Annotated in this window: 11 protein-coding genes; 6 read left to right on the top strand and 5 right to left on the bottom strand. The window is 51.2% G+C overall.

Annotated elements, in window-relative coordinates:
• Nucleotides 1–91: 91 nt before the first annotated feature.
• Nucleotides 92–1618: a hypothetical protein gene (locus H6624_02830; GenBank protein MCB9083247.1), complete on the bottom strand. Its 1527-nt coding sequence runs from the start codon at nt 1616–1618 to the stop codon at nt 92–94.
• A 233-nt stretch (nt 1619–1851) separates the two neighbouring features.
• Between H6624_02830 and H6624_02825 the strand changes: the two genes are divergently transcribed.
• The 3 genes from H6624_02825 (at nt 1852) to H6624_02815 (ending at nt 4660) form a co-directional block, all read left to right on the top strand.
• Nucleotides 1852–2646: an OmpA family protein gene (locus H6624_02825; GenBank protein MCB9083246.1), complete on the top strand. Its 795-nt coding sequence runs from the start codon at nt 1852–1854 to the stop codon at nt 2644–2646.
• A 56-nt stretch (nt 2647–2702) separates the two neighbouring features.
• Nucleotides 2703–3449 (top strand): potassium transporter TrkA, encoded by a 747-nt coding sequence (locus H6624_02820; protein MCB9083245.1) that lies wholly within the window; start codon nt 2703–2705, stop codon nt 3447–3449.
• 218 nt (nt 3450–3667) lie between these two features.
• Nucleotides 3668–4660 (top strand): hypothetical protein, encoded by a 993-nt coding sequence (locus H6624_02815; protein MCB9083244.1) that lies wholly within the window; start codon nt 3668–3670, stop codon nt 4658–4660.
• On the opposite strand, the gene H6624_02810 is transcribed toward H6624_02815, so the two are convergent.
• Together H6624_02810 and H6624_02805 are read right to left on the bottom strand one after the other, a co-directional pair.
• On the bottom strand, nt 4661–5386 hold the full coding sequence (locus tag H6624_02810; GenBank protein ID MCB9083243.1) for a viroplasmin family protein: 726 nt from the start codon (nt 5384–5386) through the stop codon (nt 4661–4663).
• A 77-nt stretch (nt 5387–5463) separates the two neighbouring features.
• The gene (locus H6624_02805; GenBank protein MCB9083242.1) at nt 5464–6189 is read right to left on the bottom strand and encodes a dienelactone hydrolase family protein; all 726 of its coding nucleotides are present in this window, start codon (nt 6187–6189) and stop codon (nt 5464–5466) included.
• 247 nt (nt 6190–6436) lie between these two features.
• On the opposite strand from H6624_02805, the gene H6624_02800 reads away from it, so the two are divergent.
• Entirely contained in the window at nt 6437–6688 is a 252-nt protein-coding gene (locus H6624_02800) for a hypothetical protein (GenBank protein MCB9083241.1), read from the top strand.
• 25 nt (nt 6689–6713) lie between these two features.
• Here H6624_02800 and H6624_02795 read toward each other — a convergent pair whose 3' ends face one another.
• The gene (locus H6624_02795; GenBank protein ID MCB9083240.1) at nt 6714–7763 is read right to left on the bottom strand and encodes a hypothetical protein; all 1050 of its coding nucleotides are present in this window, start codon (nt 7761–7763) and stop codon (nt 6714–6716) included.
• A 199-nt stretch (nt 7764–7962) separates the two neighbouring features.
• Here H6624_02795 and H6624_02790 point away from each other — a divergent pair, with 199 nt between their 5' ends.
• Together H6624_02790 and H6624_02785 are read left to right on the top strand one after the other, a co-directional pair.
• Entirely contained in the window at nt 7963–9273 is a 1311-nt protein-coding gene (locus H6624_02790) for an OmpA family protein (GenBank protein MCB9083239.1), read from the top strand.
• 156 nt (nt 9274–9429) lie between these two features.
• Complete coding sequence (locus tag H6624_02785) at nt 9430–11112, top strand: hypothetical protein (GenBank protein ID MCB9083238.1); 1683 nt, start codon at nt 9430–9432, stop codon at nt 11110–11112.
• On the opposite strand, the gene H6624_02780 is transcribed toward H6624_02785, so the two are convergent.
• Nucleotides 11107–12264: an inorganic phosphate transporter gene (locus H6624_02780; protein ID MCB9083237.1), complete on the bottom strand. Its 1158-nt coding sequence runs from the start codon at nt 12262–12264 to the stop codon at nt 11107–11109. The genes H6624_02785 and H6624_02780 overlap by 6 nt on opposite strands.
• Nucleotides 12265–12410 lie beyond the last annotated feature (146 nt).

The following is a 12410-nucleotide window of genomic DNA, read 5'->3' as shown; positions in this document are numbered from 1 at the left end:
GATTCGTCTCATATTGAGACGAAAAAACAAAGCTCCCTGTGGGGGACAGGGAGCTTACCTTCACACATTGGGGATGAGCAAAGATCGAAGACTATCGGGAAGTCAGGGTGTGTTTGACCTCAAATAATGAAAAGTACACATCGTAGGTGTGACATCCTTTTGAGCCACACTGTGACGGCCCCCAGAATTTCGACTGATATTTCACAACATTGTCAAAAAGTCCTCTCGACTGTCGAGCCTCGGGGACCTCGCTGTATCCAGTATCAATGGCAGTGACACCCGCCTGTTTCAGATTCTTCAACTCATCAGGCTGAGATTGACCATCAAGGTTTGTGTCGAACCAGACCAGGAGTTTTTCAAATATCGGGGCCCGATGATCAATGACCGATGTGCATTCCTTCAGATCCTCCGCCTTAGGAAGATACTGACTGAGAGCCAAATATCCGTTCGGAGCGAGTTCGCCACCTGGTAAAACCGTCGCCTCACCGAACAGTTCCCCACCGCCATCAATGCGGCCATTGCCGTTGAGATCAAGAGCGAGGAATCCTGTCTCGGGAGCGATCCAGCCCATGGACTCTTGGCTCCCATCGTTGTCGATATCGAATTGAACCATCTTCTCAGCAGGAGCCAGGGTTTTAAAGTTCTGGGCCAAACTGAAGTCCATGACGATGGGGCTACTTATTCCGCCCTCAGCACCACACTCAGGCGTTCCATTAGGAGGTGGATTTTCATTCCGAGGTGGCACCTCACCCGGAGGCAAATCAAAAGTACTGGCACTGTTGTTATTCAGGTAGACTGAGAAAACCACCTTGCTGACATTGGTGTAGCTTCCACCCTTCATTTGGGCCCAGTTATTTTTCTCAAGCACCTTTGAGAATGGGAACTTGTGCACTGTCTCGTTGGCCGCCACCGTAAAGCTCTTAGCCGGCATGCGGATTACCGACCCTGAGGTGTATCCGGAGACCTGAACAGTGATGGTGTTGACATAGCCAGCGGTCTCCACCACCACTGCCATGTCATCACTGGCCGTGCGAAAACTGTTCCCAGGAATGCGCATGGTCTCAGGAAAGTTTGGCAATGTTCCCGAGCCAGACCCCGACCCAGTCGCGTTTAAACCCACCACCTGGTTGGCGTAGTCGCCCTTATTGCCATAGTCGTAGGTGACCCCTACCTTGCATGTGCCTGGCGCTGGAGGGGTCCCTGGGGTGCCACCACCTTCGTCAATATCTTGAACTTCCACCCGTCCAGACTCGATGTAGCCCTCGAATCCATCCGCGTTGGCGATAAAGTACTTTTTATTGGAGGCCGTTATCACCTCAGCCACCAGATTCACCAAATCACCTGGCGACAAGCCCTGTGAAAAGGTGTTTGTGGACTCCTGACTGGATCCTCTAACTTTGCCCTGAGGCGTACGGCCTTGGGCATCAACAAGAGAGTTGAATGTCAAAATGGCCGAACCATCCGGTGTCGCCGGTAATTCTCCAAAATCGCTTTGCTTGAATGGCGAATTCCCTTTACGTACTTCAAATGCCTGCTGACATCCCATAAATGCCAGACCAATTCCAGCCAATAGGGCGAACCTACAGGCTACCGACAATGATCCTTTTGTCTCTTTCATATTTTCTCCCAATCACGTTTTGGGGTTTTGTTAACCTTCACACGTTTTCTGCAGTTTCAGAGTAGCCAGTTTCCTCGGAAGATCGGACTGAGAAAAATTGGGAGCTATTGTCCCTGTTATTTCAACGAGTTAGAGGCCTAAGCGGGACTCGAACACACGCTGGGCCATGACTTGACCCTAGGAGAAATTGTAAAACAATAGAGCTCATGTACTTTCAATGGCGGAGGGTTTAAATGCGACATCTATTATTGATTGCGATCCCCACTTTGTTTTTCGTTGGCTGTGTCTCGTCGGGCAAATACGACAAACTGGATGGAGAGTTTAAGGCATCCCAGGTCGCCAATGAGGAGCTGACGAAAGAAAATGATGGGCTGAAAAAAGAGATTTCTGGCCTTCAGGACGAAGTGAAACAGCAAGGAATCTTAATCCAAACCTTAAAAGGACAGCTGGGCCACGCCTCCTCCAATGTTGAGGAAATGAAAACCGCCCTCAAACAGGCCGCCGAACGCAAGAAGGAAGCAGAAAGGCGGATTCAGGAGTATTCCACTCTATTGAGTCGGTTCAAAAAGCTGATTGATGCCGGCAAACTTCAGGTTAAGATCGTTCGTGGCCGCATGATTGTTGAACTTCCTAGCGACATCCTCTTCAAAAGTGGGTCCTCAAGGTTGTCTGATAAGGGCGAGGGCTCGATTAAAGAAGTGGCCGCCGTGCTCGCAAGCATTCCTGACCGGGAGTACCAAATCGAAGGGCACACCGACAACGTACCAATTCAAACCTCCAAATACCCATCAAATTGGGAGCTGGCATCTGACCGAGCTATCACCGTTTTAAACACCATGTTGACAGCGGGTATGCCTCCGGACAGAATTTCGGTTGCCAGCTTTGGTAAATACAAGCCACTCAACGCCAATGAGACGGAGGAGGAAAGGACTGCCAACCGGCGCATTGAAATTGTCGTCATGCCCGACCTATCCACCCTTCCCGGTTTTGATGAATTGAATAATATCTCTGGAACGGCAACTCGGTAGGAAGACGCGGGTCCTTCCTGATTGACAGTGATATTGGTCATTTCTAAGATTGAGTTGTGGCACTCATTCCTATTCTTTCATTTCTCATCGTTGTTCTTTTGTCGTTTTTGGTTATTCGAATTGGCTCCAGCCTTCTCAGCCTGACTGGCCTGGATGAAGACACCTCTCGGTTTCAGGCGATTTCCGCCTTTACCGGGGTTGGCTTTACCACAACCGAATCCGAGACCATCACCAAGAATACGGCACGTAGGAAAATTGTTATCCTACTTATGTTAGCGGGCAATGTGGGGATCGTCACCATGGTCTCCACCCTCCTACTTTCATTTATTCACCTTTCAGAAGCAGACGAAAAGATTTCTTATGCCATGGGGATGGTAATCGGGCTTGCTCTGCTGATCGTTTTGATGAGAAGCGCCCGAATCAATGACTTTGTTATTGGCTTTATAGCCAGAATACTCCGCAAGTGGGTAGAATCAGAGACAATGAACTATCATAAAATTATGAAGCTTGAACGCGGCTATGCAATCAACGAGTTCGTGGTTCTTCCTGACAATTGGCTCGCTAACAAATCCCTGGCTCAATCTCGTGTTTCTGACGAGGGCATTATTGTCCTCGGCATATATCGACCCGACGGAACTTACTTTGGCGCTCCGAGCGGGGAAGTTTTCATCAATGGCAACGATAAGATTATTCTCTACGGCAAGGAGTCCGTTTGCCTCAACCTGGCTCGCCGCCAACAGGGGACTGCCGGTGATCAGGTCCATCAGATACTGGCGGCCCAAACAGGAGCCTCGAAAGAGTAGTCCCTCGTTGAGTCCACTTGTCTCTATTTGAAAGCCATCTTTATCTACTTGAGACACGCCACTCCTGTCTCGAATCTAGAGTATTCCTAATATGACATGTCGATATCCTGAGCGAACTGTCTGAGTAAACGAACAACTTCCACTCAGCTGCTCATAGATTCGACGCGCATTGGTAAGTCCTTTGCAAATTAATCCACCAGTACGTCCAGGGGGGATTCATGTCGGGTGTCTCATTTAGACCTATTGGTCTCATTGTTGGCTGTCTCACCGTTTTAATGTTGGGCTTTCAAAACTGCGCAACAGACATTCAGTTTTCACCGGATGCCAATCTCAAAGCTGATCCCGGAACGAGTTCAGATGTTCCCGGCTCTGTTGGCCAGAACGGCGGCATGCTCGACAATCCAGAATCGTCCAATAATAGAGATAACAGTGGAAGCCCAGCGCCCTCAGAAGAGGATGATGCCGGGACTCTTCTTCCTCCAAATCCAGTTGCTGGCCAACAGCCGCCAAGAGAGGTCATTTGTGATCCATTAGCTCCCTCATCTGAAATGTGCGAGCCTCCCCCTTCCGGAGGTGGAGGAGGTAGCTCGGGAGGAACGCCTCCCCCGGGAGGGCCTTTGCCTCCATCTGGTGGTGCGCCGGAGCCCGGTACATCGCCTGGTCTTATGGGTGATCTGTATTATCTCAGCCGCACGGCACATGGTGATCTTTTTGATGGTAACCTCAATAATGCCCACCTGGATGACTACCAGGAATTTGGTACCAAGACTCCCTTTGCTGTGGTCATGACCCAGGTAAATGTCACTCCTCGGTCCTGGCAGGACAGTTTCACCAGCAACATGGGCAATACGGTTGTTGATGATCAGGACAATGTTCTATTGGAGTGGTTCTCCCTGCGTCTCAGCGGTCAGATTAAACTGCCCGCTGGCAGTTATCAGTTTGCCATGATCTCTGATGACGGCATGAGGGTCACCATCGACAACGTCCCCATCCTGAACCACGACGGCGTCCACGCTCCAGCTCTAGATTGCGCATCCATTGCTGTCAGTTTTAACGGACAGGATGCTAAGCCCATTCAGGTGGCCTACTTCCAAGGCCCGCGGGTGGAAATCGCCATGCAGCTTCTGGTCCGCCCACTTTCTGAAGATAACGGACGTTGCCGCAACGATGGCTCCTGGCAGACAATTCCGGCCTCGGCCTACTCTCATTAATTAGTCGAGATTATCCAAGAGGGATGGGTCCAAACCCCATCCCATTAAGATGGATTCCTCATCACTGGCCGATGTGGCCTTCTTGAATTTGGCCCCCGGCCTTCCTTTCACTTGAGCCTCGCAATCACTCCATGTGGAGTGACGAAGCAGCTTGCCATTGACGTAGCTTAAGTAAGAGTGAGCCGCCTTCTTTTCAGTTTTGGGCCTCATGGGCGGCAGGGACATGTCCTCAGGAAGATCATAGATGGGGACCTCATACTCCAGCAGGGTGCCGGAAAACAAAGATGGTCGCTTCTTCTTGGTAAAGGCCACGGCAATCTCATCGCAGCGTTCGTTACCGGGAGTTCCCTGGTGACCGCGAAGGTACTTCCACTCCAGACTCCCGAACTTCTTCCGATCACTGACTTCCTCAGCAAGCGCTTCCCAAAGGTCACGGTTGGTGACTTCGTTACCCTCAGCCGTCTTCCAGCCCTTTTTCTTCCAACCCCAAATCCACTGGGTGATGCCGCGGATGACATAGGTGGAGTCCGTGAGAACCCATACATCACCCCTCATCCCCTTTATCTTTTGCAGACCTTTAATGACGGCCACCATTTCCATTCGATTGTTGGTTGTGGATGGGCGGCCCTCGCCCAACTCGTCCACCCGACCGTCGGGAACCACCACAATTGTGCCAAAACCACCAGGCCCCGGGTTGCCCGAACAGGCACCGTCGGTGAAAATCATGATCTTGTTTGAGAAATCCACATCCATGACGGAAGAATACCCTGAGGCTGGGATCAGGGGCAAGCATCGTCCTCGATCTATTGGCCGAGAAGCTCCTTCATCTTAAGACCTACATCGACCACAACATTGGGCGGAATGGTGTGCCCTCCATCGAAGTCCCGAAAAGTCACATCGCGGCTCAGCTCGCCTATTTTGAGAACCGACGCCCGAGCATCCGCAAATGGAATAATCTGGTCATTCTTACCGTGATAGGCATAAATCGGAGAAGAAATCACAATGGGGCTCGCCCCCTCATTTGTGAAAAATTCTGGAGGCAGGGAACCGCCGACGGTAAAGATGCCCGCAAAATAGTCCGAATAATGAAGCGCCAAATAAAGGGCCATGGTGGCGCCCATGGAAAAACCGAAAACAAAGGGCTTGCCTCGGGTCCGATATTTTTTCTTCAACTCCTCCGTGGAATAGGCAATGGCTTTCCCCACCATGCGAAATTGATCCTGGTAATCCGCCTGAGCCGCCATTTTGTTGGTCCCATCTCCCTTGGCCCAAGTGTATCCGCGCTGAAATTTGGCGGGCCCACGGAATGAAATGACCCGCAAGGGAACATCGGTGTGATCAAAGACGTTTAACAAATCCTTTTCGTCCGCCCCAGCCCCATGCAGAACAATCACCATCGGCAAAGCCTGCCGAGTTGCCTCTCCATGGATTTTGGAAAGGTACTCCAGTTGATAACCGGAATAGGTGGACGTCTTCTGCAGACCAAATAATGTCGAATAGATGAGGTAGACAATACCCACTGCGGCCACAACCGCAATTACTATGAGCCCATGATGTTTAGGGAGATCATCTCCTGTCCTGCGCCCTCTTGGGGGGCGGGATTTTGAGCCTCCACTCCTATTTTGACCGGCCATGACTAATCTCATCACATTATGCACCAAATATTAACCATCGCCTCTCATCTCCGGCCCTTCGTCCACAGTTTAGCTTTGACATCAACCCCTCCCCTTAAGATGATTGGGGCATCATTAACATAGCGGGTAAATGGGGTAGCAAATGTCCGAAGAAGATCTTCAAGCAGAACTTGAGCGACTGAGAAAAGAAAACACCGAACTGAAGAAAACCAAGTCGGGAGGCAAAAAGGACATTAGCTTTAAGGTCAGCCAAAAGGGCGCCGTCTCCGTCTATGGTATGGGCCGATTCCCGGTCACTCTTTATAAGGAACAATGGATTCGTCTTATGGACAAGAAAGACGACTTACTGGCCTTTATTGAGGAAAACGACGCCGATCTAAAGACTAAAGAGTAAACGGGCCCTGCCTGCCCGGCTTAGCCTACATACACTTCTTAGCAGTTTCACCCTTAGGAGCGGCCTCCCTGCAGGCCGCAAAATAGATCTTAGGCAAATCCTGGAGGATGGGCGCCTCCAGATCACGGTAAACCTGCCCCAACTGCCAATACACCTGGGCCAAGGCTTCCGGGTTTTTGCGGTCAATCAGTGTTTGATGAAGCAAAAAGCTTTTGAGCAAATTCAAGACGTAAGCTGATTCTGTCGTCTTTCTCATAGCAACCGATCTCTCGGTCACCTTAGCCAACTTTTCGCTTTCCCCACCTTTGAGACTTAGCCAGAACTTCAGATCTTCAGACCATTGAGCCGTGGGTTCTCCTTGACCGGCTTTGGTCTTGGTTTTTGCAAAGGACTTCTGAAATAGCCCAATGGCCTTTTGCGCTCTTGCCACATCCTGGAGAGAACGAACCGAAATCAAAAGATGCATCCGCAAAAAGGGCATGAGGTCGACAGGCTGACGGGACTTCTTCAATCCCTGCTTAAGTTTTCCCTCGATGATTTTTAGGGCTGGAGCAAATTGCCTCAGAGCCACCAAGACTTCAACCTTACTCATGGCATCGAGAGGAATCCCCTTCACCTCAACATTCATGCGTTTAATCTGGGGCCCCATTTGGTAGGCCGTATGACAGGCGAAGCACTTATGAACGGCCATTTTGACCTGAGACTGAGCCACATCGTGTTGCTTAGCTTTGAAGGACTGAGCCGCCTCATCGAGAACTTGGGTGATTTGGGTGTTAAATTGATCAATTAAAGGATCTAGGCCAATAAACCGCTCGCCCACTGAAACCGGAAGAGTGTGGCTACTCTGTTTGAACCTCTCAATGTAGCTCTCAATGCGTTTTACATTCTGCGGCTGGCGAAACTCCCGTTTGGAGTAGAGAAAGGGAAATCCGTCAGCAAGAACCTTGGCGGCCTCCTGCATCTTTTCCGCCCATGTGTCGGGTGGCTGTTCGGCACCAGCTGAACTCAGAAGGCCAATGCAACAGATCCCAACGAGGACCCGACGAAAGGAACAAGCTGGCTTTCTCACACCCATCTTCCACTCCCCTTGCTGTTGTAGCCCTTTTATTCTGATCCCAATCATCCCTATTGTTCAAGTGACCATGTTGAAGACCAAAGCGGATGGGTCAGACCGACCCATGCTGCCTAGACCAAAGGATTAAAGAATCCGCTTGCCCAGGGTGACACTGGCCCAAACCGATGGAAATTCCTATGATCACAAAGGGGAAGAAAACATGAATTCAAAAAATCAATGTCTACGTGTTTTACTTAGTCTTTTTCTCCTTGCGGACTTTTCAGCCTCGGCCAACATGATTGGCAGTGACGCTCAGAACTTTAGCCCTACTCAAGATGGCTTGGACTTTGTCACTGTCCACTCAAGTGAAACCCTGGATCCTGGAATTCTCAACCTTGGTTTTTTTGTTAACTATGCACAAAACACCTTTCCCGCTTATGAGGGTGGGGGGCCGGCTCCAAACCAAAGTGTTTTTGACAAAAATGATTCCTTTACAAGTGCAGATATCAATTTTGCTATCGGCGTCTCCAAGAACTTCCAAGTGGGCATGAGCTTCCCCTACGTCATCGACCAGACATTTGATACCAAACAAAACTTGGGACGCTTTGAAGGCTCCGGAACTTCCGAAATTCGCGGCGCAGCCAAGTTCCGCATTACCGAGGACTACAAAGGCTGGGGCATCGCCACCGTGGTTTCCATGAATCACAACCGAATCAAAAATAACCCCTACGTGGGCGACGGAGCAGGTCCCAACTTCAACCTTGAATTTGCCGCCGACAAAGACTTCGGTAAATGGAATTTTGCCTTCAACCTCGGCCACCGCTGGCGGGATCCAGGCAGCCCAATCCCCAATGCCGGCATTGACCCACTTCCCAATCAGATCATTGCCTCTGCTGCCGGCAGTTACCTGCTCACTTCGATTGATACAAAGTTAATTCTGGAAATCTACGGCAGCCAACCCACCAAATCCACATCAAATCTGACTAATCGGCAAGGCTCTTCCTTTGAGGCCCTTGCCGGGCTTAAGCATGATATCACCCGCAATCTGGCCTTCCACGTCGGTGGTGGTACAGAGTTGGGTCACGGCACCTCAACACCCGACTGGCGGGTGTACTCCGGGATCAACTATGCCTTTGGCCCTGTGTTCGACAAGGTGGCCCGCCTGCTTGAAACTAGGTCCGCAAAGTTTGTCAGCTTTACTGTTCTTGATCTTCAATTCGAGTTCAACTCAGCCAAACTCACGCCCGAATCCAAGCCAGTGATCGACGAACTCGTCGAGCGCATTCAAAACGTGAAGCCCATTAATGTCGTGACGGTCGAAGGCCACACCGACTCCGTGGGCAACGCCGCCTACAACCAACAACTCAGCTTACAAAGAGCTGAAACCATCAAAGCTGTCCTCATCGACAGAGTCCCCCTACCTCCGGGCAAGGTAAAAGCCGTTGGCAAAGGGGAAACTGAACCCATCGCCGACAACGGCAATTTTCAGGGCCGGCAGAAAAACCGTCGCGTAGAAGTCAAAGTCGAATAGAAAATCGACACCCCAGCAGAGCTTAGACATCGCCAGAAGGAAACATCTCGCTAGGGGCGCTTTTTCCCGCCGCTAGGGTATGATCCAAACTGGAACTCCGTTTGCATCCTTAGTCATCTGGGTTGTGTAACAATTTACACAGATGGGTTGGGTAAAATGAGAACAGTAATTCTGGGTTGGGTCACCCTGTGGACCTCTATCGCCCTTTTGTGCTCTTGCCAGGACTCCTTTGAAAATCTCAAAATCAAGGAGCTCACTTCCAGGAGCCAAAGTCTCACCATTCAAAAATCGGAAGGTCTCAACGTCAACGAGGCCGATGCGATTTGGGTCTCGGCCATGAAGCCCCATGATCCGGCTAGCGACACCCGAGTGGTCAAACTTCATCGAATACAGCTCAATCTGGAGAGGAACTACCCGATCACTTCGTTTGACCTTGTATTGCAGGGTGAAGAAGGCCGCGCAGGCTCGGGCATTAGAACCTACGTGATTCCTGAGGGACTGCTCATGGGGAAAACCTCAAACGGTGTGGTCAACATGTTCTTGGCCACTAAGGATAAAAAGGTGAAGCGCATCTTTAAAGAGACCGGCCATGAACCGCGAGGGCGCGCCACTCCCTTTTCCTATCGGGTCATTCGCAATGGTGTGACCTACGAATTCATCGCCCTGGCCTACATGGAGCTCAATGCGACACCCACATTCCGCGTGGCGCGCTTTCTCCGCCTCGGACAGGACTTCAAAAGGGTCCGCTCCTATCGACTGGCCGTACCTGGAGCCAGCACAGCCGGGGTGTACACGGGCACTCTTGATCCCTGCGGATCAAAGAAACAGGGCACTTGTGCCCCAAGATTCTTTGGTGGGACGAGTGCCAGATTCTTTGGCATTGACCTCACTCAAGATGTGCCACCCTCTCCTTATGCGTCTGGAACCTTTGTCAACGTCAATCTTCTCGAGCCGATCAACCGAAGTTTTGCCTCCATATCTCACCCTCCCGGTGGGTCCTATGGCACAATCAATAATGGTGTCTACTCCATGGCCAGTGATGAGTTTGGCAATCTCATTCGCGCCCACTATCCTGACACCAATCCAGGCAACAACTTTGTTTCATACGACAAGGTCAATCAACTGGTGTTTCACTCCCACCGTTCAACACGGCTGGAACCCGACGGCACTTTGGGAACACAAAGCCGAAGCCTCATTACCGTTTACAAGAGAGAATGCTTTAGCTCTGATCCCAAGTGTAGCCCCATCGTCTCCACCCAAGCCAAGTCTCGACTCTTTCGCGACGTAGGCGAGCAACTTGGTCCCACTTCAGACTTGGGAAATGGCTGTGTCGCCGTATTGAGCTTTAAGCGGCCTGGTGAAGAGGGAGGTAACACCTGGTTTACCAAGGTCTACAAAGCCTGTATTCGCGACAGCGCAGACTTGGATCGAGGCCTAACCGTGAGTCTCCTTGGTGAGGTCGAGGGGGCTGCCTATATGTACAATGATTTCACCGGCGCGACTCTCTTTGACCGACCGGTCTACATCCTTTTTGACTTTGCTGAAAAGGGATTCGTTGGCTTGGGTGGAGTTAAGTATCACTGGACTCCAAAGGTCGGCTTCGCTACGACACCAGTGGGCCTGATCAGCTCTTTTCGTTGCTACTCCGCTGGGCAAAAACCACCTGGAGATGCCGGATTCACCCGCTTTGATTTGGGGAAAGGCATCCAAATGCACCCCCTTCCCAATTGCAAGGGAAATGGGGTCACACAAGTCGAACTGAAGCTGGAGCGCGATCCAAATAGCACGGTTCGTTTTACTCGCTTTCAAAATCTCAGCATAACAGGTGACCGATTATAGTATGAGCCCCGGCAAAACCTGTCGCAAGACCAAATATATGGCCACTCCCACCACCGCCGCGATAGGAAGAGTGATGACCCAGGCGAGAAGAATACTCTTGATCGTATCCTTATGAGCCTGGCCCGTCGCCAGACCGATGCCGAACAAGGAACTGCAAGAGACATGGGTGGTTGAAACTGGCAGCCCAAATTTTGAGGCAACTATCACCAGACCACTGGTCACAAGATTTGCCACGAGTCCCTGGCTGGTATTCATTTCTGTCACTTTTTCTGACATCGTTTCCGCCACTCGCCTCGCATTCAGAAGGCCGCCGACCGCGATGGCGACGCCGACCGCAAGGATGGCGGCTTGCATGGAAAAGGCCTGACCGACCAAAAGGATGGCGGCAATTTTTGGAGTGTCATTGAGGCCACGAGCAAAGCTGACTGCACCGGCACTCAGGTAGTGAAGACCATCTAGAAGATTGCCGGCATTAAAACCAAACACCTGACCGACATAGCGCTCGCGACACTCGGGTTCTAATCCGACCTCTAGGGCCAGTGGAGCTGACGTGGTTACCTGGGAGGCAAAGTAGGCCTCCGCCCGCCCGCCACTGATTCCCGCAGGGGCGACGGCTAACACCTTTTTCCCGACGCACAAACAAATCTCTCTCTTCACCCCCGTCCCTTTAGCCCATCGACGGAGAGCGGGATAAACCAAGATAGTGCCAACAACGGCGAGGACTGGACTGATCAGAAGCGGAAGCATGACCTTCGATCCCAGGGTGGTAAAACTCACTTGACCAAAAGACGCCACCAGCCCCACCCCAGTCATTGCACCCGTGAGGGCGTGGGTCGTCGAAATAGGAAATCCCAATCGAGTGGCCAGTAACACCGTTAATCCGGCTCCAAGGCCAACGGCCAGGGAGAACTCCTTCAGGCTTGCAACTTCATTTGGGACGATTCCTTTTCCTGAAAAAGTAACCAGCAAGCTTTTGGCGATAAAGAGGGCCAGAATGGAGCCCGCCAAAGTCGCAATGGTCGCCAGCGCCAAAGCCCCCCGGTAGCTGGTGGTCTTACTGCCATAGAGCGTAGCCACCCCTTTGAAATTATCGTTGGCTCCATTCGCGTAGGCCAAGATCAGTCCAACGACGATACCAAACAAAATCAACATAAGCGCCTCCCTGCCAAAGTATATGGGCTCCGATCCAAAAAGTTACCTTTAATGGAATATTATCCGCCCCGTCATGACTTTAGGAGATAGCCGACGTGGATAGACACCAATCAGAGGCCGTGATCTAATCAGACCACACCAATGAC

Source organism: Pseudobdellovibrionaceae bacterium (assembly GCA_020635075.1).
Taxonomy (GTDB): domain Bacteria; phylum Bdellovibrionota; class Bdellovibrionia; order Bdellovibrionales; family UBA1609; genus JADZEO01.
This window is presented reverse-complemented; position numbering and strand designations above follow the sequence as displayed.

Excerpts from the sequence above, each read along its gene's own strand:
- H6624_02785 (MCB9083238.1), top strand. The coding sequence starts at position 9,430 with ATGAGAACAGTAATTCTGGGTTGGGTCACCCTGTGGACCTCTATCGCC.
- H6624_02825 (MCB9083246.1), top strand. The coding sequence starts at position 1,852 with ATGCGACATCTATTATTGATTGCGATCCCCACTTTGTTTTTCGTTGGC.
- H6624_02795 (MCB9083240.1), bottom strand. The coding sequence starts at position 7,763 with ATGGGTGTGAGAAAGCCAGCTTGTTCCTTTCGTCGGGTCCTCGTTGGG.
- H6624_02780 (MCB9083237.1), bottom strand. The coding sequence starts at position 12,264 with ATGTTGATTTTGTTTGGTATCGTCGTTGGACTGATCTTGGCCTACGCG.
- H6624_02790 (MCB9083239.1), top strand. The coding sequence starts at position 7,963 with ATGAATTCAAAAAATCAATGTCTACGTGTTTTACTTAGTCTTTTTCTC.
- H6624_02815 (MCB9083244.1), top strand. The coding sequence starts at position 3,668 with ATGTCGGGTGTCTCATTTAGACCTATTGGTCTCATTGTTGGCTGTCTC.
- H6624_02830 (MCB9083247.1), bottom strand. The coding sequence starts at position 1,618 with ATGAAAGAGACAAAAGGATCATTGTCGGTAGCCTGTAGGTTCGCCCTA.
- H6624_02810 (MCB9083243.1), bottom strand. The coding sequence starts at position 5,386 with ATGATTTTCACCGACGGTGCCTGTTCGGGCAACCCGGGGCCTGGTGGT.
- H6624_02800 (MCB9083241.1), top strand. The coding sequence starts at position 6,437 with ATGTCCGAAGAAGATCTTCAAGCAGAACTTGAGCGACTGAGAAAAGAA.